The organism is Paenibacillus aurantius (assembly GCF_032268605.1).
GTDB lineage: Bacteria > Bacillota > Bacilli > Paenibacillales > NBRC-103111 > Paenibacillus_AO > Paenibacillus_AO aurantius.
Genome location: NZ_CP130318.1, coordinates 656,016 through 678,751 on the forward strand (window position 1 = coordinate 656,016; position 22,736 = coordinate 678,751).

The 22,736-nt window shown below is 56.8% G+C and carries 25 protein-coding genes and 1 riboswitch; of the genes, 20 read left to right on the top strand and 5 right to left on the bottom strand.

The annotated features are described in order from the left end of the window. Window positions 1–69 precede the first annotated feature (69 nt). Both MJA45_RS03300 and MJA45_RS03305 read right to left on the bottom strand, forming a co-directional pair. Window positions 70–684: a superoxide dismutase gene (locus MJA45_RS03300; RefSeq protein ID WP_315605879.1), complete on the bottom strand. Its 615-nt coding sequence runs from the start codon at window positions 682–684 to the stop codon at window positions 70–72. Window positions 685–770: 86 nt separating this feature from the next. Continuing rightward, entirely contained in the window at window positions 771–950 is a 180-nt protein-coding gene (locus MJA45_RS03305; RefSeq protein ID WP_315605880.1) for a hypothetical protein, read from the bottom strand. Window positions 951–1,284: 334 nt separating this feature from the next. Here MJA45_RS03305 and MJA45_RS03310 point away from each other — a divergent pair, with 334 nt between their 5' ends. From MJA45_RS03310 to MJA45_RS03365, 12 genes are all read left to right on the top strand, one after another. Next, on the top strand, window positions 1,285–1,707 hold the full coding sequence (locus tag MJA45_RS03310; protein ID WP_315605881.1) for a GNAT family N-acetyltransferase: 423 nt from the start codon (window positions 1,285–1,287) through the stop codon (window positions 1,705–1,707). 138 nt (window positions 1,708–1,845) lie between these two features. After that, the gene (locus tag MJA45_RS03315; protein ID WP_315605882.1) at window positions 1,846–2,394 is read left to right on the top strand and encodes a DUF402 domain-containing protein; all 549 of its coding nucleotides are present in this window, start codon (window positions 1,846–1,848) and stop codon (window positions 2,392–2,394) included. A gap of 25 nt (window positions 2,395–2,419) precedes the next feature. Further along, a complete protein-coding gene (gene rnhA / locus MJA45_RS03320; protein WP_315605883.1) occupies window positions 2,420–2,857 on the top strand; it encodes a ribonuclease HI in 438 nt (145 codons plus the stop codon). Window positions 2,858–2,867: 10 nt separating this feature from the next. Continuing rightward, on the top strand, window positions 2,868–4,100 hold the full coding sequence (gene queG, locus MJA45_RS03325) for a tRNA epoxyqueuosine(34) reductase QueG (protein WP_315605884.1): 1,233 nt from the start codon (window positions 2,868–2,870) through the stop codon (window positions 4,098–4,100). A 5-nt stretch (window positions 4,101–4,105) separates the two neighbouring features. Continuing rightward, window positions 4,106–4,618, top strand: a complete 513-nt coding sequence (locus MJA45_RS03330; RefSeq protein ID WP_315607925.1) for a methylated-DNA--[protein]-cysteine S-methyltransferase — start codon at window positions 4,106–4,108, stop codon at window positions 4,616–4,618. Next, window positions 4,615–5,649 (top strand): HD-GYP domain-containing protein, encoded by a 1,035-nt coding sequence (locus MJA45_RS03335; protein ID WP_315605885.1) that lies wholly within the window; start codon window positions 4,615–4,617, stop codon window positions 5,647–5,649. Before MJA45_RS03330 ends, MJA45_RS03335 begins: the two co-directional genes overlap by 4 nt. A gap of 85 nt (window positions 5,650–5,734) precedes the next feature. Then, a complete protein-coding gene (locus tag MJA45_RS03340; RefSeq protein WP_315605886.1) occupies window positions 5,735–5,941 on the top strand; it encodes a YneF family protein in 207 nt (68 codons plus the stop codon). Window positions 5,942–5,971: 30 nt separating this feature from the next. Further along, complete coding sequence (folE, locus tag MJA45_RS03345) at window positions 5,972–6,562, top strand: GTP cyclohydrolase I FolE (RefSeq protein WP_315605887.1); 591 nt, start codon at window positions 5,972–5,974, stop codon at window positions 6,560–6,562. 168 nt (window positions 6,563–6,730) lie between these two features. Next, a complete protein-coding gene (locus tag MJA45_RS03350) occupies window positions 6,731–7,171 on the top strand; it encodes a MarR family transcriptional regulator (RefSeq protein WP_315605888.1) in 441 nt (146 codons plus the stop codon). Further along, on the top strand, window positions 7,172–7,639 hold the full coding sequence (locus tag MJA45_RS03355) for a pyridoxamine 5'-phosphate oxidase family protein (protein ID WP_315605889.1): 468 nt from the start codon (window positions 7,172–7,174) through the stop codon (window positions 7,637–7,639). Continuing rightward, a complete protein-coding gene (locus tag MJA45_RS03360; protein WP_315605890.1) occupies window positions 7,617–8,366 on the top strand; it encodes an alpha/beta fold hydrolase in 750 nt (249 codons plus the stop codon). Before MJA45_RS03355 ends, MJA45_RS03360 begins: the two co-directional genes overlap by 23 nt. Window positions 8,367–8,399: 33 nt before the next feature. Next, a complete protein-coding gene (locus tag MJA45_RS03365; protein WP_315605891.1) occupies window positions 8,400–9,170 on the top strand; it encodes an alpha/beta fold hydrolase in 771 nt (256 codons plus the stop codon). Window positions 9,171–9,194: 24 nt separating this feature from the next. Here the strand turns inward: MJA45_RS03365 and MJA45_RS03370 are convergent, their stop codons facing one another. Further along, a complete protein-coding gene (locus MJA45_RS03370; protein WP_315607926.1) occupies window positions 9,195–10,412 on the bottom strand; it encodes a Fe-Mn family superoxide dismutase in 1,218 nt (405 codons plus the stop codon). A gap of 277 nt (window positions 10,413–10,689) precedes the next feature. Here MJA45_RS03370 and MJA45_RS03375 point away from each other — a divergent pair, with 277 nt between their 5' ends. Beyond that, window positions 10,690–11,436, top strand: a complete 747-nt coding sequence (locus MJA45_RS03375) for an IclR family transcriptional regulator (RefSeq protein ID WP_315605892.1) — start codon at window positions 10,690–10,692, stop codon at window positions 11,434–11,436. A 117-nt stretch (window positions 11,437–11,553) separates the two neighbouring features. Here the strand turns inward: MJA45_RS03375 and acnA are convergent, their stop codons facing one another. After that, window positions 11,554–14,268, bottom strand: a complete 2,715-nt coding sequence (gene acnA / locus MJA45_RS03380) for an aconitate hydratase AcnA (protein ID WP_315605893.1) — start codon at window positions 14,266–14,268, stop codon at window positions 11,554–11,556. A 284-nt stretch (window positions 14,269–14,552) separates the two neighbouring features. On the opposite strand from acnA, the gene MJA45_RS03385 reads away from it, so the two are divergent. From MJA45_RS03385 to MJA45_RS03410, 6 genes are all read left to right on the top strand, one after another. Further along, entirely contained in the window at window positions 14,553–15,884 is a 1,332-nt protein-coding gene (locus MJA45_RS03385; protein ID WP_315605894.1) for an amidase domain-containing protein, read from the top strand. Window positions 15,885–16,000: 116 nt separating this feature from the next. Further along, window positions 16,001–17,104 (top strand): D-alanine--D-alanine ligase, encoded by a 1,104-nt coding sequence (locus MJA45_RS03390; RefSeq protein ID WP_315605895.1) that lies wholly within the window; start codon window positions 16,001–16,003, stop codon window positions 17,102–17,104. Window positions 17,105–17,160: 56 nt separating this feature from the next. Next, window positions 17,161–17,481: a hypothetical protein gene (locus tag MJA45_RS03395; RefSeq protein WP_315605896.1), complete on the top strand. Its 321-nt coding sequence runs from the start codon at window positions 17,161–17,163 to the stop codon at window positions 17,479–17,481. 80 nt (window positions 17,482–17,561) lie between these two features. Next, window positions 17,562–18,554: a UV DNA damage repair endonuclease UvsE gene (gene uvsE, locus MJA45_RS03400; protein ID WP_315605897.1), complete on the top strand. Its 993-nt coding sequence runs from the start codon at window positions 17,562–17,564 to the stop codon at window positions 18,552–18,554. A gap of 45 nt (window positions 18,555–18,599) precedes the next feature. Beyond that, window positions 18,600–19,370 carry an enoyl-ACP reductase FabI gene (fabI, locus tag MJA45_RS03405; protein ID WP_315605898.1) on the top strand — a complete coding sequence of 257 codons (771 nt, stop codon included), beginning with the start codon at window positions 18,600–18,602 and terminating at the stop codon, window positions 19,368–19,370. Window positions 19,371–19,592: 222 nt separating this feature from the next. Continuing rightward, window positions 19,593–19,880, top strand: coding sequence for a hypothetical protein (locus tag MJA45_RS03410; protein WP_315605899.1), 288 nt, complete (start codon window positions 19,593–19,595; stop codon window positions 19,878–19,880). Window positions 19,881–20,079: 199 nt separating this feature from the next. Here the strand turns inward: MJA45_RS03410 and MJA45_RS03415 are convergent, their stop codons facing one another. Further along, window positions 20,080–21,390, bottom strand: coding sequence for a PASTA domain-containing protein (locus MJA45_RS03415; protein ID WP_315605900.1), 1,311 nt, complete (start codon window positions 21,388–21,390; stop codon window positions 20,080–20,082). A 285-nt stretch (window positions 21,391–21,675) separates the two neighbouring features. On the opposite strand from MJA45_RS03415, the gene MJA45_RS03420 reads away from it, so the two are divergent. Beyond that, window positions 21,676–22,542 (top strand): inositol monophosphatase family protein, encoded by an 867-nt coding sequence (locus tag MJA45_RS03420; RefSeq protein ID WP_407083136.1) that lies wholly within the window; start codon window positions 21,676–21,678, stop codon window positions 22,540–22,542. 102 nt (window positions 22,543–22,644) lie between these two features. Further along, window positions 22,645–22,732, top strand: a riboswitch (cyclic di-GMP riboswitch). Window positions 22,733–22,736: the final 4 nt, after the last annotated feature.

The window sequence follows — 22,736 nt, forward strand, 5'->3', positions numbered from 1 at the left end:
CCTGGCCATGAAAAAAGACCCGCCTCCAAGAGGCGGGTCTTCTCAAGTCATACCGGGTATGACCCCGTATTACTTCTTCGCAGCTTCATAACGCTGGTTAACGGCATCCCAGTTAACCACGTTCCAGAAAGCACCGATGTAATCCGGGCGCTTGTTCTGGTATTTCAGGTAGTAAGCATGCTCCCATACGTCCAGACCGAGGATAGGAGTCAAGCCTTCCATCAGCGGGCTGTCCTGGTTAGGCGTGCTGGATACGCCCAGCTTGCCGCTCTTGTCGACGGTGAGCCAAGCCCAGCCGCTTCCGAAGCGCGTGGTTGCTGCTTTAGCGAAAGCTTCCTTGAAGGCATCAAAGCCGCCCAGCTCGCTGTCGATCGCTTGAGCGATAGCGCCCGTAGGCTGTCCGCCGCCGTTAGGTCCGATAACTTCCCAGAACAGGGAGTGGTTCGCATGTCCGCCGCCGTTGTTGCGGACGGCCGTGCGAATGCTTTCCGGTACGCTGTTCAGGTCGCTGATCAGGTCTTCGATGCTTTTGTCTTGCAGCTCAGGAGCGCTTTCCAAAGCGGCGTTCAGGTTCGTTACGTAAGTGTTATGATGACGGTCATGGTGGATTTCCATCGTTTGAGCGTCGATGTGCGGTTCCAGGGCATTGTTAGGGTAAGGTAGAGCCGGTAGTTGATGAGCCATTTCGTAAATCCCTCCTGTAATATGTAAGGTTTTGGACACGCCCCTATTATCCTCTAATTTCTATAATAAATCAACATGTATGTTGACTAAGTCCCTTGCTTGCGGCTGACCAGCTCATCGACAATTTGGTGATGAATATGGTTGCCCTGCTCATTGAGCCAGGGAGACACGTCGCTCAGCACCTCATGATAGAAAGCGAGCTCCTCGCTCGTCCAGTCGTCGGGTTTTAGCTCGCTAAGGTCCACAAGCCGGCGGAAATCCGCCATAGCTATCCCTCCTTTCCTGCGGGAATGTACCTTCCTAAGGATGGTTTAAAAAAGACCGATTTATACCAATCCGCCAGACGGGGAGGGAAGGGACTTCCAAAAGAAATTGAAAACGCTTAAATTAAAGCGTTTTCAAGCGAATTTTAGATTTTTTCTGCCTTTTCATGATTTTTTCGTTAATTCTTGCAGGAAATCATCGCTTTTTGTCGTAATTACTATACAGACCGTCTTTTCCGGGACGAGCCATGCTTCCGGAACAAGGCTTCAGACGTGTTTCCAAGCGGGTAGGCAACAGGAATTTCCCCAAATAAGAATGACATAGGAGAGGCCCTTCATGAACGTTCGATCTTTTCGCTTGTCGGATTACGTTGCGGTAAACGGATTGCTGGAGCAGGTTTTGTCGGAAGTCTGCTACCAGGAAACGAAGGATGCTCTTGCCAAACAGCTGTCCTGGGACAGTGACCTGGTTCTCATCGCCGTGGAAGAAGAACAGGTGGTCGGGGTGATTATCGGTACCATCGACAACAACAAAGGCTACTATTACCGGATCGCCGTCCATGCCGAACACCGTCGCAAAGGAATCGGCAAAGCGTTGATTCATTCGCTTAAACAGCGCTTCGAACAGCGCAAGGTCAGCCGCATCCTCATCACGGTGGACGAGCACAACGAACCGATCCTTCCGGTTTATGAATCGGCCGGCTGGTTCGAGCGGGATTTCGCCCGGATGGCGGAACGCCGCCTAAGCATCATGGCTTGATTCCTGACGGATAAAAACGTACATACCTCCTATAGAAGCATATCCGCGCCGTTGCAATTCCCGGCCGGATATGCTTTTCTTTTAATATATCCTTAACCCAAGATCGGGCAGAAGACCATTGGAAAGGCCGGAACGACTATGACGACTCCCCCTAATTATATAATCAAGAGCTTCAAGCATAACGGCCGCCTTCACCGCATGTGGCTGAACAACCTGCGCGTGCCCGACGAGCTGCTCGGACCTGGGCTGGCGGATGAGAAGATGATTGTAACGGTTAACTGCCACAGCCGGATTGTGGAAGCGGACGGGAGCGAATGGTACAGCAAGAACCCGGGCGTTTCTTTTTTTATCCCCGGTCAATGGTATAATATCGTTGCGCTTATTGAATCGGCGGGAATCCGGTATTACTGCAATATCGCTTCCCCGCCTTATGTGTACGGCCATGTGCTGACCTATATCGATTACGACCTTGATCTTATCCGGACCCCTTCGGGAGAGAAGTATCTGGTGGATCAGGAAGAATACGAGCGTCACCGGATCAATTATCATTATTCCACGGCCGTCGAGGAGAAGGTGAAGGAGGGGCTGATGGCCCTGACGGAGCGGATGGACCGCCAGGGAACCCCTTTTCAGGACCGCGAGGTTCACCGGTATTACGAATGGTGGAAGAACCAGACGGACGTTTAACGGATACTTATTATGGAGGTTAATGATGAAGGATGTAACCATCTATACCGACGGCGCGTGCTCCGGCAATCCCGGACCGGGAGGCTGGGGAGCGGTGCTGTTCTACGGAGAGCACCATAAGGAGATGTCCGGAGGAGAGAAGCACACGACCAACAACCGCATGGAAATTCTCGCGGTCATCGAAGCGCTCCGGGTTCTGAAGGAGCCGTGCCGGGTGAGCGTCTACAGCGATTCGGCTTACGTGGTGAACTGCTTCCAGCAGAACTGGATCCGCGGCTGGCAGAAGAACGGCTGGGTCAACAGCAAGAAGCAGCCGGTGGAGAACCAGGATCTGTGGAAGCAGCTCATTGCCGAAATGCAGAAGCACCAAGTGGAGTATGTTAAGGTCAAAGGCCACAGCGACAACGAGTGGAACAACCGCTGCGACGAGCTCGCGAGAGGAGCGATCAAGCGGTTATCTTGAGGTGAACATCATGAAGACAGCAGAACGAGGACCCGCTTTTTGGCTCCGGCTCAAGCAGGAAATCCGGGAGGCGGCCCCGGGGCTAGGTATTGATAAAATCGGCTTCGCCTCCGCGGACCCGTTCACGGAGCTGAAGGAGATTCTCGTCCGGCACCGGGAGAAGGGCTACGAGTCCGGCTTCGAGGAGCCGGATCTCGAGAAGCGCGTGCACCCGGAGCGCAGCTTCGAGGAGCCCCGGTCGATCCTTGCGATCGCGGTGGCGTATCCGTCGAAGCTTCCGCCGAACCCGCCGCGCTCCGAGCCGGGAGCCTACCGCGGGATGATCTCGCGCTCCGCCTGGGGCGAGGACTACCACCGCGTGCTCCGGAGCCGCCTCGAGCGGCTTGAGGCGTTCATCCGCGAGCGGGTCCCCGACGCACGGATGGAGAGCATGGTCGACACCGGCGCGCTCGTCGACCGGGCCGTCGCGGAGCGGGCGGGCCTCGGCTGGAGCGGGAAGAACTGCGCCGTCATTACGCCGGAATGGGGGTCCTGGGTATACCTCGGGGAGATGATTACGAATCTCCCCTTTCCCCCGGACACGCCCGTGACGGAGGACTGCGGCGAATGCACGCTCTGTATCGACGCCTGCCCGACCGGAGCCCTCGTCGGCCCGGGGCAGCTGAACGCAAGCCGCTGCGTGTCGTTCGTCACGCAGACGAAGGGCCTAGTCGACGACGAGATGAAGAGGAAGATCGGCAACCGGCTGTACGGCTGCGACACGTGCCAGGTCGTCTGCCCGAAGAACAAGGGGATGAACTGGACCCACCAGCCGGAGCTGCAGCCGGATCCCGAGCAGGTGAAGCCGCTGCTCGTTCCGCTTCTGACGATGGGCAACAAGGAGTTCAAGGAGCGCTACGGGACCAGTGCGGCTTCCTGGAGAGGGAAGAAGCCGATCCAGCGCAACGCGATTATCGCGCTCGGCAATTTCCGGGACAAGTCCTCGGTTCCCGTGCTGGCGGATCTGCTCCGGCGGGACCCCCGTCCGGAGATCCGGGCAACGGCGGCTTGGGCGCTCGGCCGGATCGGAGGACCCGAGGCGGCCGAAGCCCTGCGGGAAGCAGGGGAGCACGAACGCGAAGACTCGGTCCGGGGAGAGCTGGCCAAGGCCATACAAGCCGTTGAGGCAGCCGGGAGACCACCCCAGAGCCTTTCGCCAGGCGAGGAGAAGCAGCACGATGAACAGGGGAGCGTGAAACCGTGACAACCATGTATTATGACGAGATCGAAACGCCCATTGGCCCGCTGGTCCTTTGCGCAGGTGAAGAGGGGCTGTGCCGCATCGAATTCGGCTCCTTCCGCAGAGGAGAACCGTTCCTGGAAGCGTGGAGCCGCAAATACACCGGGGCGGACCGGCTTGTCCGGGACGACCGGTTTCTGCAGCCTGCGGTGGACCAGCTGCAGCAGTATTTTGCCGGAGAGAGGACGGCGTTCGACCTGCCTATCCAGCTGTATGGAAGCGACTTCCAAGTCAAAGTATGGAGGGCCCTGACGGGCATTCCTTACGGGGAGACCCGGTCCTACAAAGAAATCGGCGAGGTCATCGGCGCCCCCAAAGCGGTCCGGGCCGTGGGCGGGGCGAACAACCGCAATCCGCTTCCCATCGTCGTTCCTTGTCACCGGGTGATCGGCTCCAACGGAGCGATGGTAGGGTATGGAGGCGGCTTGGCTATCAAAGAGCAGCTGCTCGGTCTTGAAGGATATGCTCAGGTGACGGCATGAGGGTCGTCTCGATGGATGCGGTGGAGCCGGGGCAATTTCTCGGCCGGACGGTGTTCTCCGGCAATGGGGCGGTTCTCCTGGCCGAAGGCGTTCAGCTCACGGTTTACATGATCAGCACGCTGAGAAGAATCGGAGTCACGATGCTGTACATCCAGGACCCGGCTTTTTCCGATGTGGAGATCGAAGAGGTCGTTTCCGAAGAGAGCAAGCGGGCGCTCATTACCCGGATGGGCGACATGATGGAGGCGGTCCGCTCCGGAAAAGATTTCAACACCCGCTCGATCAGCGTGGCCGTAGACCGGCTGCTGGAGGATGTGGTGCAGAACCGGGAGGTTCTCTTCCAGCTATCCGATATCCGCACGAAGGACAATGCGATGTACCTGCATGCGCTGAATGTTAGCACGATGGCCGCCCTGATCGGGATCAACGCGGGGCTGAATCAGCTTCAGCTGAAGGAGCTGGTGATCGGAGCCCTTCTTCACGATATCGGGAAGACCGAAAGCATTACGGACGATACGTCGGAGGACCGGAAGAGGCACCATACGTGGCGGGGCTTCGAGCTTCTCAAGAACAAGAGAGAGTTCTCCCTGCTGATCGCCCACGTCGCCCTGCAGCATCACGAAGCGCCGGACGGCTCCGGTCTCCCGCGGGGACTGGACCGGGAAGGCATCCATCTCTATGCCCTCATCACGGCCGTCGCCAATACGTATGACAACCTTCTTAATAACGCCGCGACCGGCCAGGGCATGATGCCCCATGAAGCCTGCGAATACATGATGGCGCTGGCCGGGACGAAGCTGGACCGCGAGGTGCTGATTCATTTTCTGAGGACGGTTTCGATTTACCCGACGGGCAGCTCGGTTCGCTTGTCGACGAAGGAAACCGGGGTGGTGGTCGGCCAGCACCGGGGGCTTCCGGGAAGGCCGGTCGTCCGGGTGGTCCGTTCCGGTCACGAGAAGAACGATCTGGAAGTGAAAGAGATCGACCTGGCGCGCCACACGACCGTTTTTATTGAATCGGTCCAGCGGTGATGGGGATTTACGGAACATTTGTGCCTGCCTTGGGGACATGCTATGATAAGGGTTGAATTTACATTTTTGCTGAGGTGAACGAACGATGGATATCGCGATTCCAATTATTACTCTGCTGGTGGGAGCCGTAGGCGGCTTTGCCGGTGGCGTGTTTTATTTGAAGAGACAGATGGAGAAAATGCAGAGTGATCCCGAAATGCTGGCGAAGATGGCGAAGCAGATGGGCTATAACATGAACAAGCAGCAGATGGCCAAAGCCCAACAGATGATGAAGAACCGGAAATTCAAATAGCGGGCCGGATGCCAATAGGGGGTGTCATACATGCTGTCCAGGGAAGTGAGGAACGACCGGGTAGCGGAGAACCGGGAGGAGATTGAAGGCCATGTCCGGGAGATTCTCCGGCTAATCGGAGAGGATCCCGCAAGAGAAGGCCTGAGGGATACGCCGGCCCGGGTGACGCGGATGTACGAGGAGATCTTCGGCGGGTACGACAAGGACTACGCGGAGATTCTCGGGGTTACGTTTGACGAGCAGCATGAGGAGCTTGTCATTGTTAAAGATATTGTTTATTACAGCCAATGTGAGCATCACATGGCCCCATTCTTCGGCAAAATTCACATCGGGTATATCCCGAGCGGCAAAATCGCCGGCCTGAGCAAGTTCGCCCGGCTGGTAGACGTCGTCACCCGCCGCCTTCAGGTGCAGGAGCGGATCACCTCGGAGATTGCCAATATTATGGAGGAAGTGCTCCAGCCTCACGGCGTCATGGTGGTCGTGGAAGGGGAGCACCTGTGCATGTGCGCCCGCGGCGTGAAGAAGTACGGCAGCAAGACCATTACCTCCGGAGTACGGGGGAGCTTCCGGAAGGACGCGGCTCTGCGCTCGGAGTTCCTGTCGCTTATCAACCGCTAAATCCCGGTTTCAGCAGGATTAGCCGATTTATTTTTTAATAAACGATCTCGTAGGATAGGATACGGGGTCGTTTTTTATTTCGGGATGTTTTTATATGAGGATGAACCGTTAAATAAATCTTGATAAATAGTCCTATATAGGACTATACTATATGATGAGGTGTTAGTAATGATTGGAAAGACAAGAGGGGGATTTTATATCTCCCGCATTAAGCATATCCAAGGCAGGCTCTTTGAAAGGCTGCTTAAGGAAAATGGGATTGAAGAGTTTAATGGAGCTCATGGAAGAATTTTGTTCGTCCTTTGGCAGGAGGATAATTTAACAATAAGCCAGCTTGGAGAGAGGACCTCCCTAGCCAAAACGACCCTAACCAGCATGCTTGACCGCATGGAGGAGAAGGGGAATATCCAGCGCAATTTCGATTTAAATGACAGAAGACAAATCAGAATCACCCTTACCGAAAAAGCAAAGGCCCTGGATAAGATCTACCAGTCCGTTTCCGAACAAATGAACGAGCTCTTTTATGCAGGATTTACCGATCAGGAGATCATTCAGTTTGATCATATGCTTGAACGCATTTTAAAAAATTTAAAGGCATACGAGGAGTGAATGGCGGCGATGGAGATGCTTTGGAAGGAAGAGGTCGGGAATGGAATCTCCGCTTTGGTAAACGAAGCAACGACCATAATGGTTAGTTCCGTTGACGAGCACGGGTACCCCAACACCAAGCAAATGTTCAAAATGAAACATGACGGGCTGGAGACTTTTTGGTTCTCCACCAATACATCATCCATGCGAGTAAAGCAATTTCAGAGAAATCCACACGCAAGTCTGTATTTTGTTGGGAAATCAAATGGCCTGATGCTTGTTGGGGACATGAAGGTACGTCAAGACCGGGATAGTAAAGAATGGTTATGGGTCGAGGGTTCCGAGAAGTATTATCCGCTTGGAGTAGAGGATCCGGACTATTGTGTATTGGAATTTGTTGCGAAGACAGCAAACTATTATGGCAGCCTGCAAAAATATATTTTTGATATAAAGGAGTGGAAGCCGTATGCCTTATCAATCCTTCGGTGACTTGGATATGTACTATGAGCAGATGGGATCCGGTGATCCGGTTATTTTTTTACATAGCGGGTATTCCCGGGGAATTTTAGCCTTTGCCAGCCAAATGCTTGATTTTCAGAGGGAGTATATGTGTTACTTCCCTGACTTCAGGGGACATGGCAGGACAAGAAGCAACAGCTTGGAATGGAGCACTCCTCAACATGCGGAGGATGTCCTTTCCTTTATGGATCATCTCGGGCTTTCCCGAGTTCATTTGATTGGATACGGGATGGGAGGGGGAGTGGCCCTTCATTTAGCGGTTCATCATCCTGAAAGAGTAGCATCGCTTACTTCTATTGGTCAATGCGGCTTTGTCTCTTCCAAAGGATCGGAGGAATATGAACCGGAATGGCTCGAGCAAAACGGTCGTACCGATTTTATTCAATCCATGATGGAACGGCACGCGGAAGCCCATCAAGGAAATTGGCAAGAGTTTCTGAAGCAGAAAATTAAGGACTGGCGCTCCTATCCGCGGCTAAGTGACGACCAATTGAGAGGGATCACCTGCCCTGCTCTCTTCATTGCCGGTGAGCATGATGATCTAACCCCAGAGGAAGATCTTAAACGGGCGACAGCTCTTATTCCGAATTCCGGTTATGTCCTTGTCCAAGGGTGCGGCCATAGGCCTCACATGATAAGAGATAACCCGGTTTTTGTTAACGATACCATTCTTAACTTTCTGAAGACCAATCCTTAGTCTAAAGCTTAATACCTTAAGGGAGGCTATAGCATGCCCTATGTTCGGGTGAAGGATATGGAGATGTTTTATGAGCAAATGGGTTTCGGGGAGCCTATCCTCTTCTTACATAGCGGGTATTCTCGGGGAATATTAGCATTTGCCAGCCAGATGCTTGATTTTCAAAGAAGATACACTTGCTATTCCCCTGACTTTCGGGGGCACGGCCGGACAAGATGCAACAGCCTGGAATGGAACACACCCCAGCTTGCCGATGATATGGTTGAATGGATGAATCGCATGCATTTAGAGAAGGTTCATTTAATTGGTTACAGCCTAGGGGCGAATGTTGGATTGTATATGGCCTTCCATCATCCTGAGCGAGTTTCTACCCTTACGACAATCGGGACCAGCGGATTTTGTGATCAAACCGGGGTGGAGGAGTTTGAGCCGGATTGGCTTATCCAGCAGGGCAAGCAGGAAATGATTAATCAAATGATGGAACGCCATGAGGAAGCCCATAAAGGGAATTGGCAGGAATATATGCGGCAGTCTGCTGAAGATTGGCGTAAGTACCCTCAACTAACTAAAGAGCAACTAAGCCGGATTGCTTGTCCCGCTTTGTTCATCACAGGCGAGCATGACCCGTTTGTGGGAGATCAAAGGATCAAGCAATTGAGCGCTCTTGTAAAAGGATCGAGCTATCTAGTTGTTCCCGGCGGAAGCCACAGACCCCATATGACAAGGGAAAGTCCCCTGTTGGTGAACGATACCATTATGGATTTTTTAGAAAAACAAGAGGCTCCTAAAGAAGTTAATAAGTAATGCGTACATAAAAAAGCCTCCCGGTTAAGAGGGAGGCCATTTGAGCATGCGGGCGGCGGTGAAGCGGTCGTTGACATAAGCCCAGTTCACGGTGTTCCACCAGGCCTCAACATAGGCCGCCCGTTTGGTCCGGTACTTCAAGTAATAAGCGTGCTCCCAGACATCGAGGGGCAGCAGCGGGACGACATCCCATTGGGACAGGTTCTGGTGCTTCTCCGCCTGCAGAATCTGGGTACGCTGGCTTCGCGGACTCCAGACGAGAATAGCCCAGCCGCTGCCTTCCACCTTCTCCGCGGCGGCCGAGAAGTGCTTGCGGAAAGCATCGAAGCTGCCGTAGTCACGCTCGAGCTGCTGGGCAAGGGGACCCGTCGCCCGCCCGCCGCCGCGCGGCGTCATGACGCTCCAGAAGAGGGTGTGCAGGTAATGGCCCGCTCCATGAAAGGCCGCCTCCCGCTCCCAATGCTTGATGAGGTCATAGTTCCCGGTTTGCCTGGCCTTCTGCAGCTCTTTCTCCGCCTTGTTAAGGCCGTCGACATAGGATTGGTGATGGATGTCATGATGCAGCTTCATCGTCTCGGCATCGATATGCGGCTCCAAGGCGTTATAGGCATAGGGAAGGGGAGGAAGGACATGCTCTCCGATCGGGACGGGAGCCGGAGGCCCGGGAGGCCGGGACCAGGAGCCTTCCCCGGTCGCCCCGAGTTCGGCGTCTATCGGTTCGTCCCGGTTTACGGTGTACGCTGGACTCAATGAATAAGGGCTGTCGTTTGTTGACCGGTCAAAAGCCACCGGAGCAGAGGGAGCGGGGGGATCCGGGGAGTGACGGTACGCATAAGCGTGAAGCACGCCCAGAAAATACTCCGATTCCCGGATAATGTGCTGCACAACCACCTGAGCCGTCGGGTTGGCCCGAATAGCGGCACTGTGGCTCAGCATAAACTCCAATTGGGCAACGAACCGGCGCGACTGCAGCAGGGAAACTTGAAGAAGACCGTCCACCTGCGCCTGGACATAGGGAGAGATTCCATAAGGCGACCGGAGCACCGCCTCGATCCACTGCTGGGCGGCAAATTCCGTCGCGGCAAACACCGGCTCCCACTCCTGCAGCAGCCGGACGTACTCGGGCTCCAGATTAGGGACCAAAGCCCGGATAACCTGGGTGTGTTCCTTCTCCTGATTTTTCCAGAAACGGATTTCCTCGAGTACCCTCAGGGGCATCAGCCCTCCATATATGGACAGCAAGGCGTTCCCTCCATTCCCATTCCGATTCAGCGGCTTCTTTCTCCAGAAATCGGCCGCCTGTTCCACTCTCATCCTATTCCTTCTCTATTCCTGCTATGCGAATCCAGCCAGGGGAACGGTGGTTTTCCTTGATTCGTACCCGAAAGGGGACAAATGGCCAGCCAAAAGCCGACCTTCCTTATAAAGGTCGGGCTCGAGGTCTTTACGCTTAATAAGGCAATCGGGTATACTAGGTGTAACTGGGTTTCATACGATGAAACAGGAAGCGGTGATCATCTTGGAGGATTCCAAACTGACGGTACGCGCCGTGGAGCGTGCCCTTGACATTATGCTTTGCTTTACGGGGGCTACCGATTTGAGCTTAACGGAGATCGCAGCCCGGGTGGGGCTTCACAAGAGCACGGTCCACCGGCTGCTGGCTTCTTTGGAGGGGAAAGGCTTCGTGCTGCGCAATCCGGTCAGCGAGCGCTACCGGCTCGGCTACCGGATCTGGGAGCTGTCGGCGAACCTGTCGCAGAGCGATGATCCGGCTGTGGTCCTGCTCCCCGAAATGGAATGGCTTCGCGATCAGCTGGACGAAACGGTGAGCCTGTACGTGCGTGACGGGGTGGAACGCATCCGCATTCAGGCGGTGCAGAGCAACCAGGCTGTCCGCCGGGTAGCTCCGGTTGGCGTGAGGCTGCCCCTGTACGTCGGAGCCTCCGGGAAGGTGCTGGTGGCCTTTGCGGGCCCCGAAGTAGGCGAGCAGGTGATGGCCGGAGCGGGCTGGACCGCAGCGTTGCAGAGGGAGGCCTATGCCGCTCAGCTGGAGGCCGTCCGCGAGCTCGGCTATGCCACGAGCATGGAGGAGCGGGAAGCGGGCGCGGCGGCCGTTTCGGCTCCGATCTTTGACCGGGACCAGCAGCTTGTGGCTGCCCTTGCCGTTTCGGGCCCGTCGAACCGGCTGACGATGGAGAAGATGAAGGAAGACGCGGCGCTTATCATGCAGGCGGCGGAACGAATGGGCAAGATGTTCAGAGGCTGAGGAGGCGTTCCTCGGCCTTTTTTGGTACAAGCGGTCGGGCATGCACCCCCTGCCGCAAAAAAGAACCCTTGAATCCGCACGAGCGGTCTTCAAGGGTTCGTTGGTCAGGTGAGGCGATTAGCCTTGCTGAATCATTTGGCGCAGAACGGTTTGAAGGATTCCGCCGTTCCGGTAGTAATCCACGTCCACCATGCTGTCCAGGCGAACGAGGGCGTCGAATTCGAAGTTCGTTCCGTCATCGCGGGTAGCCGTAACGCGGACCTTCTGGCCCGGCTGAACCGAGTTGTCGAGACCGGAGATCTCGAACGTTTCCGTTCCGGTAATGCCAAGGGTCTTCCAGCCGAAGCCTTCCGGGAACTGGAGCGGAAGAACGCCCATGCCCACCAGGTTGCTGCGGTGAATGCGCTCGTAGCTTTCGGCGATAACGGCCTTGACGCCGAGCAGGAAGGTTCCTTTGGCCGCCCAGTCACGGGAGCTTCCGGTTCCGTATTCTTTACCGGCCAGAACGACAAGCGGAGTGCCTTGATCCTGGTATTTCATCGAAGCGTCGTAGATCGACATGACTTCGCCTGTCGGCAGGTAAGTCGTCACGCCGCCTTCGGTCCCTGGCGCCACTTGGTTACGAATCCGGATATTCGCGAACGTTCCGCGCATCATGACCTCGTGGTTACCGCGGCGGGAGCCGTAGGAGTTGAAGTCTTTTCTTTCTACACCGTGCTCGGTCAGGTACAGACCTGCCGGGCTCTTAGGCGAGATGTTGCCCGCAGGAGAGATGTGGTCGGTCGTAACCGAATCTCCGAGCTGGGCCATCACTTTGGCGCCGTGGAAGCCTTTGATGTCGTCAAGCTCCATGCCGAGCTCTTTGAAGAATGGAGGCTCCTGGATGTAAGTGGAGTTGTCGTCCCACTCGTACAGGTCGCCCGTCGGAACCTGAAGCTCGTTCCAGCGCTTGTTGGCGGTGAACACGTTCTTGTACTTCTCGTGGAACATCGCCGGGCTTACCGCCGTGCGGATGGCTTCCTGGATCTCCTGGTTGGAAGGCCAAATGTCCTTCAGGTAGACCGGCTGTTCGTTCTGGTCGTAGCCGATCGGATCGTTGTGCAGGTCGATATCTACCGTTCCGGCCAGAGCGTAGGCCACAACAAGAGGAGGCGAGGCCAGGTAGTTGGCTTTCACGTTAGCGTGAATCCGGCCCTCGAAGTTACGGTTACCGCTCAGGACGGCCGCGACGGTCATGTCGTTGTCGACAATGGCGTTCGTGACTTCATCCGGCAGCGGACCGCTGTTACCGATACAGGTCGCGCAGCCGTAGCCGGCGACATGGAAGCCGAGCTTCTCGAGAGGCTCGAGGAGGCCTGCCTTGGTCAGGTACTCCGTTACGACGAGAGAACCCGGGGTCAGGGAGGACTTCACATAGCCCGGCTTAACGAGACCGCGCTCGACCGCTTTCTTCGCAACGAGACCGGCACCCAGCATAACACTAGGGTTGGAGGTATTCGTACAGGAAGTGATGGCGGCGATGACGACGGCGCCGGCTTTCATTTGGCTCACTTGGCCGTTCGGATGGGTGACATCCACCGTTTCCTGAATCTTCTCTTCCGTCAGACCGTATCCGCCTTTGTCGATCGGCGTGCGGATGATGGAATTGAAGGCTTCTTTCATGGCGGTAAGCTCAACGCGGTCTTGAGGACGCTTAGGTCCTGCAAGGCTCGGAACGACGGTGGACAAGTCAAGCTCGATAACTTCGGAGAATGCCGGTTCGGGCGTATCCGACGTACGGAACATGCCTTGTGCTTTATAGTAGGCTTCGACGAGAGCGATCTGCTCTTCGCTGCGGCCGGTGGTGCGGAGGTATTTCAGCGTGTCGTCGTCAACCGGGAAGAATCCGATCGTGGCGCCGTATTCCGGTGCCATGTTCGCAACCGTCGTCCGGTCGGAAACGCTGATGTTGTCAAGGCCCGGTCCGAAGTACTCGACGAACTTGCCGACTACGCCGCGCTTACGCAGAATTTGGGTGATGGTGAGCGCCAGGTCGGTTGCCGTAGCGCCTTCGGCCAGGCTGCCGGTCAGCTTGAAGCCGACAACATCAGGCGTTACGAAATACAGCGGCTGGCCGAGCATACCGGCTTCCGCCTCGATCCCGCCGACGCCCCAGCCAACGATCCCGAGACCGTTGATCATGGTGGTATGGGAGTCGGTTCCTACGAGGGAATCCGGGTAAACTTCCACTTCACCGTCCAGGTTCTTCGTGGCGGCAACGGACGCGAGGTACTCCAGGTTAACCTGGTGAACGATCCCCGTATCCGGCGGAACGGCACGGAAGTTATCGAAGGCCGTTTGCGCCCAGCGCAGGAAGCGGTAACGCTCTTCGTTTCTTTCGAATTCAAGGGCTTCGTTGTAGGCGAGGGCTTCGGGAGTACCGAAGGCATCGACCATAACGGAGTGGTCAATTACGAGGTCAACCGGTACGAGTGGATTGATCCGCTTAGGATCCCCGCCCATACGCTTCATGGTGGCACGCATAGCGGCCAAGTCAACCACAACGGGAACCCCGGTGAAGTCCTGAAGCACGATCCGTGCCGGGATGAAAGGAATTTCTTTGTTGGCATCGCGGTTATCCGCCCAGCCCGCAATCTGCTTCACGTGATCGTTCGTGATGGCTCTTCCGTCAAATTGGCGGACGGCAGCCTCAAGCAGGACCTTAATGGAGAAAGGCAGCTTGGAAATTTGTCCGAAGCCTTTTTCCTCCAGGCCCTTCAGGTTGTAATAAACATACTCTTGGTTGTTGACCGAGAGCGTGCTCTTAACGGAAAAATGGTCTTTTCTAGCCATTAGCCTGGCCTCCTTAGGTGAAATGTGAAATTGAAATCGCCGAAAAGTTTCACTGCATGAAACCCGATTTCAAAAAATGCTCTTCTTTCAGTATACTTTTTTTAGTGGTCTGCGTAAACTGTTTTTTCGCCCCATTCCGATCTTTTTTGTGAAAATTTCAAAGGAGGACCGGCCGGACTTTTCCCTTCTCTTCAGCCTCTAATACGGTCTGCCCCGGACTGTGAAAATATTCATCTTTCGGGAGGTCCTATCATATTCTTGGAACGAAGGCAGGAGGGATGGAAATGACATGGAAATCCGTTCTCTATGACTACGTTCAGAACCGCAACCGCCTCGATACGGAATACGAAACGGCGCAAGTGGCGGCCTGCACCCGAGACGCGGCTTATTTGCAGCTTCTGGAGGGAAGGCTGCGGCGCCTTGCCGCCTCCCACCGGGAGCGGGGAATCCTCCCGAAGAAGAAGGAGACCCGTCTTCGGATTGTAAACGTGACCGAGGAGAACGGAGAGGTTCAGGCCGTGATCCTGCTTACGCAGCGGCTGGACTACGAGCAGAACGGGACGATCCGGACAGAATGCCGCGTGGAAAGGGAGACCGTCTGCTTGGAGCGCTCCCCGGCGGGCTGGACAATCGCGCGCATTCAGCCGGACATACCGGAGCTTCAGCCGGCAAGGGCCCAGCTCCTCGTCGCGGCTCCGGATTCCTTCGTGCCGGTTTTCCCGGGGGCACGGGAGGAATCTCCTTCTCCCGCGTATCCGCCCCCGGTTCCCGGCTGGCTCCCGGATCCCCCCGGAATGCCGGCTTATCCTGAACAGCCTGTGGGCCTGTCCGCCGGCCGGGGGGACGGATTCCCGCCATCGCCCTGGCGTCCGGCCGTTCCAGGCGGGCCGCTTCATCTGCCATCCTCATCTCCTCTCTCCAGCAGAACGGATGCCGGCTTGCCCGGCAATGGGCTTCCGAGCCCCGTCCCCGCTATCAGCCGTCCTTACTACCCGGGCCAATCCGCCGGCCTTAATGGACCGGTCCTCCTGTCTGACGGGCCCGGCTCCGGCCGGCGTCCTTCTCCCGGCTATCCCGATCTGCCGGAGGAACCGGAGGCTTCCGAAAGGGTCGCCGTCTACGACCGGGAGGCGGCCGGCCGCTATGCCGATACGTGGTGGAACTCCTACAATCCCCGCTTCCTGCATTTTGAAGTGGACTGCTCCAACTATGTGTCCCAGTGCCTCTTTGCAGGGGGTGCGCCAATGAACTATACTGGGAAAAGGGAAGCCGGCTGGTGGTTCCAGGGCCGCAGCGGCAAGCAGGAGCTGTGGAGCTTCAGCTGGGCCGTGGCCAACAGCCTCCGGCTGTATCTTGGGGGAAGCCGCACCGGGCTTCGCGCCGAGACCGTCACCGATCCCCGCCGGCTTAAGGTGGGGGATGTGATCAGCTATTCATGGAACGGGGACGGGCGTTTCGGCCACAGCACGATTGTGGCGGGGCTCGATGCGAACGGCATGCCGCTCGTCAATGCCCATACCGTGAACAGCAAGCACCGCTACTGGGATTACCGGGATTCTTACGCTTGGACGGAGCGCACAGAGTACCGTTTTTTTCATATTGCCGATTCTTTCTAGTGCCAGGTTTTCCCGCCAACAAAGGTACCGGATAAGACACTGGCATCTACCGGCATTCCTTCCGTTCTCTATACTTTCATAAGGTTATCACCAAGTCACCGTCTCAGGAGGTTACAATGAGCAGAAAAGTTCGGGTTGGCCTGATCTACGGGGGAAAGTCGGGAGAGCATGATGTTTCCCTGCAGACGGCACTGGCCGTTATCAAGGCATTCGACCACAGCAAATACGAGATCAAACCGTTTTACATAACCAAACAAGGGGAATGGCTTTCGGGTCCTGCTCTGAACGGGCCGGTCGCAGACAGCAAGGAGCTGACGTTTACGGCCCTGCCTGCCGGGGAGGAGCCGGGTTCTTCTCCGCTCGCCCCTATCTTCGCAGCATCCGAAACGGGCGAAGGAGAAGCGCTGGATGTGATTTTCCCGCTGCTGCACGGGACCTTCGGAGAGGATGGAACCGTTCAGGGCCTGCTGGAGATGGCCAACATTCCTTATGTGGGCGCCGGGGTTCTGGCTTCCGCCGTAGGCATGGACAAAGTCATGATGAAGAAGCTTTTTGCGCAGGAAGGGCTTCCGCAATGCCTGTTCCGCCATTTTACCCGGTCCCAATGGGAGAAGGACCAAGCTTTCTTTCTTATGGAAATCGAAATCGCACTCGGCTATCCGTGCTTCGTCAAGCCGGCGAATCTCGGGTCGAGTGTAGGAATCTCGAAGGCCTCCAACCGGGATGAGCTTCTAGAGGCGGTCCGGATCGCTTTCCAATACGACCGCAAGGTCATTGTGGAAGAAAGCGTAGATGCGAGGGAGATCGAAGTCAGCGTGCTCGGCAACGACGAGCCCCAAGCTTCCGTGCCGGGTGAGATCGTCTCGTCGGGATCGTTCTACGATTACAAGGCCAAGTACATCGACGGAAAGTCCGTTATGGTCATTCCGGCGGAACTTCCCGAGGAGACGGCGGAGCGCATCCGCGAGCTGGCTGTTCAGGCTTTTCAGGCCATTGACGGAACCGGTTTGTCGCGGGTGGATTTCTTCCTGGACCGCCAGGACGGCAGCATCTACCTGAACGAGATCAACACCATGCCGGGCTTTACCCCGTTCAGTATGTACCCGCTGCTTTGGAAGGAATCGGGCAAGCCCTACGCGCAGCTGCTCGATGAGCTGATCGAGCTGGCGTTCGACCGCCATGCCGATAAACAGAAGCTGCAGTACAGCTTTGAGGCCTAGTAAGGGCAGGACCCTTAGGGAACATAAGGAGCCAACCACGAAAGGAGGTGCCGGGAATGGGATTTCCGACCGAATTTAATTCGGTGTGCAAGTTCAAGACGGCAAGGGAGTTTAACGATCTCCTCGAATACGGCAAGGGCAAAATGGTCAAATCGGGCTTCCGGGTCTTCCCGACCGGCCAGAAGGTCATCGCCTATACGCCGGATAACCGGGCCGCTGCGATTGTCCGCATATCGGCTTCCATCGCCGAAATCAATTTTCAGGGGCAGGAAGTGACCCAGGTGGAGATGGAGCTCGTGCGGGAGCTGACGGAAGAAGAATCGCGCATTCAGACCGCTCTTGCCCATGAGATGTTCTTCGGGGAGCAGGAGAAGTAAGCCGGAGCGTCGAACCGAAACATAAACCGGGAGTCCGGGGGGGAACCTAAGGAAAAACGTTCCTGACTGGAGGATTCCCTGTGATCGTTCGTTTCGGCTATGTCGCCATGTCGGTTTCCGTTTCCAACGCTTCCCCGTCCAAAACGATGACCGCCACTCATTTCGCCAAGCTGGCGGACCGGGAGGCGGCGGTTCGCAAGCTTGAACGGATTGCGGCGGAGAACCTTCACAACACGCTTCGTCTGCTCCGGCATAACCGGGCCTATGACATCCATGTGTTCCGCTTTTCTTCCAAGCTGGTCCCCCTGTGGGGCCATGAGCTTCTGGAAGGCTGGAACCCTCTTGACGCCTTGGCCGGAGAGTTTGCGGAGCTGGGGGAGTATGTCCGGACCCATGGGATGCGGACAAGCTTTCACCCGGATCATTTTACGGTGCTCACGACCCCCCGGGAGGAAGTGCTGAAGAGCTCCATCGCGGACCTGGGGCGGCATTCCGCCATGCTGGAGGCGATGGGCCTGGATGAGCGGGCGAAGTGCAACATCCACATGGGCGGCACCTACGGGAACAAGGAGGCGGCCTCCGCCCGTTTCGTGCAGCGTTTTCCGCAGCTCGACGAGAAGATCCGCAGCCGGCTGACCCTGGAGAACGACGACAAAACCTTCACGGCGGCCGAAACCCTGGCAGTCTGCGAGGAGCTCGGCATCCCGATGGTGCTCGATATTCATCATCACCAGGTTAACAACGGCGGGGAGCCGGCCTCCGGGCTTTGGCCCCGCATCCGCCGGACCTGGGAGAGGGCGCAGGAGTCCATAAGCGGGGACAAGTCCCCCATCCCGCCGAAAATCCATGCCTCCAGCCCGAAGAGCGACAAAGACATCCGGGCACATGCCGATTTCGTGGAGGCGGGGGCTCTGCTCGGCTTTCTGCGTGAAATCGCGAAGGATACCCCGCGGCTGGACGTCATGCTGGAGGCCAAGCAGAAGGATGCGTCGCTGTTCCGGCTGATGGAAGAGCTCCCGGGGGAGCCGGGCATCCGGCGGGTCGATCAGGCGACCATTGAACTCGAAGGGTAGACAGAGGAGAAGGCAGGATACGATTAGGGGAGAGGGGAAAAGAAGATGAGTGAAGTATTGGCCGGTAAAAATATTGTTGTCATGGGGGTTGCGAACGACCGGAGCATCGCCTGGGCGATTGCCCAGTCTCTGGCGGCTCAAGGGGCAAGGCTCGCGTTTACCTACGAAAGCGAGAGGGTGGAAGAGCGCGTCCGCAAGCTCGCGGACACGATTCCGAACTCCGTGGTGCTTCCCTGCAACGTGACCGTCGATGAAGAAATCGAGACGCTGGCGGGCGCCTTGAAGGAGGAGTTCGGCGTGCTGCACGGTCTCGTGCACAGCATTGCTTTTGCCAAGACGGAGGAGCTGGAAGGGCTGTACGTGGATACGTCCCGTGCCGGCTTCGCCCTGGCTCATGACATCAGCGCCTATTCCCTTGTGGCCGTTGCCCAAAGACTGCATCCGTTGATGACCGAAGGTGGCAGCATCATGACGATGACCTACCTGGGGGCGGAGCGCGCCATGAAGAATTACAACGTTATGGGAGTGGCCAAGGCCGCCCTGGAAGCAAGTGTGCGCTATCTGGCGAATGACCTGGGCCCGTCGAACATTCGGGTCAACGCCATTTCGGCCGGTCCGATCCGGACGCTGGCCGCGAAGGGCATTAAGGACTTCAACTCCATCCTGAGAACCGTGGAAGAGAAAGCCCCGCTTCGCCGGACGACGGAAACCTCGGAAGTGGGAGACACCGCCATGTTCCTCATGAGCCCCTGGTCCCGCGGCATTACCGGAGAAGTCATTTACGTGGATAACGGTTACCACATCGTTGGCGTCTAAACACCCCATACGGACCAATTGAACAAAGACCGGAAGCCGGCGGATAAGACATCCGCGGCTCCCGGTTTTTTTTGTGGGCCGTGCCGGGAACACCTCGCCTACCGCCACCGCCTACCGCCTGCTTGCTGGAGCCTTACCAGGAGGCTTCATAACTTTCTTTTCCTTCGTCCATACTAAGCAGCAGTGCGAAGGAACGCCGGCAGCGAAAGGAGACGAAAAACCGTGAGAGAAGAACCAAAGCCCGGACAAGCCGGGCAGCCCTATGGAGAAGAGAGTCACAGGAACTCTGTCCCGGACGAGATAGAGCAAGTGGGCGACGAGGATCCCTATGGGCAGAACGTAGTGGCCGACGAGGCTCTGGAAGGGGACGAACCCGCCCTGGGGCCGCTTCAGCAGTGGATGCAGCGGCAGTCGGGCACGGTGGACTATATCCACTCCCTGTACCCGGATCAGATGGACCAGGAGGAAGCCCAGACGGTCCAGGCGGACGACGAAGAAGACGGACAATGATCCATGAACAAAGCAAAGCCCCGCCGTCTAAGGACAGCGGGGCTTTGGGTTGTGGATCCGAAGGGAGCCCTTTGAAGCGGGTCTTCCCCTCGCGGCCGGGATGCTCCATTCTGATTTCTTATTGATTTTCGTGCGCATACGGAGGTTTTCTCGCCAACAAAGTTACCGGATAAGGCTCTAGCTTAAATCCCTCTAGCGGTCAAGGTCCTTTGCTGACCCAAAAAGTCACGTTGTCGCCTTTGGCGGCAGGGGTTCCTGCCGGGGGATCCTGCTTGAAGACGGCGCCGGCGGGCAGCGAATCGTTTTCCAAGAAGAAATTATAATGAAGACCGGCGGCGACCGCCTGCTTCTCTGCATCCTCCTTGGTTAGCCCGACCAGAGCGGGGACAATCCCTGTCTCGGCTTTGGCGCCCTCAGCAGATGGAGAAGGAGTGGGAGAAAGGGAGGGCGACGGCTTTGTCGATGGTCCCCCTTTGGACCCTCCGGCATTTCCTCCGGAAGCGGTTGGGCCGGGGCTGGAGCTCGCTTCCGGAGGCTCCGCCGTCCGTTTGTCCGGCTTGTCTGAAGGAAGCAGCAGCCAGATAAGAAAGCCGGCTACAATCAAGGCCGAGAGGCCGACGAGCCACTTTTTTGGGGCGGGAAGTCCCGCGGCCTCCTCCTGACCGGCATCATTGGAAGCCGCAGCGGGAGCGGCCGCCCGAGCGGGAGGCCGTTCCTTGGCCGGCGCCCATGGAGCCGTATCGGCCGGAACCTGCGGCTTGCGGACCGGCGGTTCTTCCCTTCCGGTCCGAGCAGCTGCGGATGGGCTTTCCTTGGCCGGTGAGCCGGAGGTAAGCAGTCCCTGAAGCCCAAATACTAGGGAGGACAGCGAGGCCTGGTCCAGCCATACATTCCGCACAAGCTTCATTAAAGCCGCCTTCTGCTCGGGCGACGCCTGCATGCGGGGCCCTCCCAGGTGCTTTTCCAGCGCCCGAATCGGGTCAAGGGCATAAGCGGAACCGGCCGCGAGCTGCCCAAGAAGCACACACAAGCCGGAGGCCCCCTGGGTTTCGGTCACCCCGGTCTCCCAATAATTGATGACCGCGGCGCGGCCGTCATCCTTCAGCCACAGGTTCTCGCAGGCAACGGAGTACCCGGTCAATCCGGCTTCCATCGCGTCCAGCATTCCTTTGCCGAGCTCCGACACGAGGGTGATAATCTTATGGAACGTCCAGCCGGTTTCCCCCACCTTCTCGAAGAGCGGGGAACCGTTCCCGCGGTTCAGCACCACCAGCAGAGTCTCTCCCTCGAGGGAGGTATCGAGAATATGCTGGAAGCTTTCGTGGGTAAGGGCAGAGGCTTTGCCCAGCCGGGTCATATAGTCGTGGGAGGCGCTGCCTTCCCGGTACTCGGAAGCATAGAGAATAACGTCCCGCTGCAGGGAGAGGTCTTCTCCGTAATACAAATGTCCTTTGGATAAAGGGAGTATTTGAGAATGAGCCACATAGCGCTTTCCCATCGCTTGGTTCATGTAAGATCCCCCTTTTCTATTTCGGTATGGCCTGTATCCCCTCTCTATATTATTCGAAAAGGGGGGGCGATTTCCAATCCCATTTCTTCCCGAAAGGCTCTTTCTGAGACATTTTGAGGGAGGGAAGCGCTGTCAAGCCTTATCAGGGAACGGCGGGATCCCCGGCCCGGCAAGGATTTAGCCCCATTGTCAGAAGTGACGATGAATTTTGGGTGAAACTACGTAGTAATTCCCTCGTATGTTTACTATACTAACTGCAAGAAACCGATTAATAGAAGAGAGTTGATAGCTTTGGCCCACCAGGAAAACATACCTTTTACCCCAAGCGGGAAAAGCTTCACAGCCGTCGCCATCAATACCGCCGCGAAGGCGGGGGAATGGATCAAAAGCAAGCTAGGCAGCCATACGACCTTATCGTTGAAATATTCTCCTCAGGACCTTGTCACCGAAGTGGACAAGGGGTCCGAAACGATGATCCGCAAGCTCATTCTTACCCATTTTCCGACGCATTCGATTCTTGGCGAAGAAGGGGTGGAGCCCGGACCGGAAGCTTCCGCAAAAGCCCTCACGGAAATGAGCGGCGCCGAATACCTCTGGATCGTCGATCCGATCGACGGAACCACCAATTTTGTCCACGGCTTTCCATTCTACACGGTCTCCATTGCCCTTGCCTATAAGGGCGAAGTGATTGTGGGGGTGGTGTACGACCCGTCCCGCGACGAATTGTTCGTGGCCGAGAAAGGCAAGGGAGCTTATTTGCGGGGCAAGCCCATGAAGGTCTCGGGAGAAGCCAAGCTGACCGACAGCCTTCTCGCCACCGGGTTCCCGGCCGACCGGGAGGGGGCGCTGCCTTTGAACATGGCGGGGCTCCAGCATCTCGCTCCGAAAGTCCGCAATGTCCGGATTGCCGGGTCGGCGGCGCTTCATCTGGCTTATGTGGCAGCCGGACGCCTGAGCGGATTTTGGGAGATCGGCCTGAACAGCTGGGATACGGCGGCCGGTGCGCTACTGGTCCAAGAATCGGGCGGTCAGGTGACGGATATGGAAGGGAATCCCTATTCGCTTTCCATAAGAGACATCGCAGCCTCCAACGGAACCATCCAGCAGGACCTGCTGCAAGAACTGAAAGCGGCAGCGACAATAGGAAGTTAGTCCTATATTTAACCGCTTTCCGATCTTGGTATTGATTCTTAATGCCTAGGACTTGTATAATGGGATCAATGGCAGCGGATTTCCCGTGCCATGGCTTACGAACATCGATAACGGCAAACCCGTCGAAAGGCGGCGACGCAAAGCTTCAGGCCTAAAGGGAGTTTATCCCCATGGCAGCTGGGCTGCCGAATTGG

What these genes read in the sequence shown, in the direction of transcription:
- MJA45_RS03300 (WP_315605879.1), bottom strand. Translation starts at nt 684, where the DNA reads ATGGCTCATCAACTACCGGCTCTACCTTACCCTAACAATGCCCTGGAA.
- MJA45_RS03305 (WP_315605880.1), bottom strand. Translation starts at nt 950, where the DNA reads ATGGCGGATTTCCGCCGGCTTGTGGACCTTAGCGAGCTAAAACCCGAC.
- MJA45_RS03310 (WP_315605881.1), top strand. Translation starts at nt 1,285, where the DNA reads ATGAACGTTCGATCTTTTCGCTTGTCGGATTACGTTGCGGTAAACGGA.
- MJA45_RS03315 (WP_315605882.1), top strand. Translation starts at nt 1,846, where the DNA reads ATGACGACTCCCCCTAATTATATAATCAAGAGCTTCAAGCATAACGGC.
- rnhA (WP_315605883.1), top strand. Translation starts at nt 2,420, where the DNA reads ATGAAGGATGTAACCATCTATACCGACGGCGCGTGCTCCGGCAATCCC.
- queG (WP_315605884.1), top strand. Translation starts at nt 2,868, where the DNA reads ATGAAGACAGCAGAACGAGGACCCGCTTTTTGGCTCCGGCTCAAGCAG.
- MJA45_RS03330 (WP_315607925.1), top strand. Translation starts at nt 4,106, where the DNA reads ATGTATTATGACGAGATCGAAACGCCCATTGGCCCGCTGGTCCTTTGC.
- MJA45_RS03335 (WP_315605885.1), top strand. Translation starts at nt 4,615, where the DNA reads ATGAGGGTCGTCTCGATGGATGCGGTGGAGCCGGGGCAATTTCTCGGC.
- MJA45_RS03340 (WP_315605886.1), top strand. Translation starts at nt 5,735, where the DNA reads ATGGATATCGCGATTCCAATTATTACTCTGCTGGTGGGAGCCGTAGGC.
- folE (WP_315605887.1), top strand. Translation starts at nt 5,972, where the DNA reads ATGCTGTCCAGGGAAGTGAGGAACGACCGGGTAGCGGAGAACCGGGAG.
- MJA45_RS03350 (WP_315605888.1), top strand. Translation starts at nt 6,731, where the DNA reads ATGATTGGAAAGACAAGAGGGGGATTTTATATCTCCCGCATTAAGCAT.
- MJA45_RS03355 (WP_315605889.1), top strand. Translation starts at nt 7,172, where the DNA reads ATGGCGGCGATGGAGATGCTTTGGAAGGAAGAGGTCGGGAATGGAATC.
- MJA45_RS03360 (WP_315605890.1), top strand. Translation starts at nt 7,617, where the DNA reads ATGCCTTATCAATCCTTCGGTGACTTGGATATGTACTATGAGCAGATG.
- MJA45_RS03365 (WP_315605891.1), top strand. Translation starts at nt 8,400, where the DNA reads ATGCCCTATGTTCGGGTGAAGGATATGGAGATGTTTTATGAGCAAATG.
- acnA (WP_315605893.1), bottom strand. Translation starts at nt 14,268, where the DNA reads ATGGCTAGAAAAGACCATTTTTCCGTTAAGAGCACGCTCTCGGTCAAC.
- MJA45_RS03385 (WP_315605894.1), top strand. Translation starts at nt 14,553, where the DNA reads ATGACATGGAAATCCGTTCTCTATGACTACGTTCAGAACCGCAACCGC.
- MJA45_RS03390 (WP_315605895.1), top strand. Translation starts at nt 16,001, where the DNA reads ATGAGCAGAAAAGTTCGGGTTGGCCTGATCTACGGGGGAAAGTCGGGA.
- MJA45_RS03395 (WP_315605896.1), top strand. Translation starts at nt 17,161, where the DNA reads ATGGGATTTCCGACCGAATTTAATTCGGTGTGCAAGTTCAAGACGGCA.
- fabI (WP_315605898.1), top strand. Translation starts at nt 18,600, where the DNA reads ATGAGTGAAGTATTGGCCGGTAAAAATATTGTTGTCATGGGGGTTGCG.
- MJA45_RS03415 (WP_315605900.1), bottom strand. Translation starts at nt 21,390, where the DNA reads ATGAACCAAGCGATGGGAAAGCGCTATGTGGCTCATTCTCAAATACTC.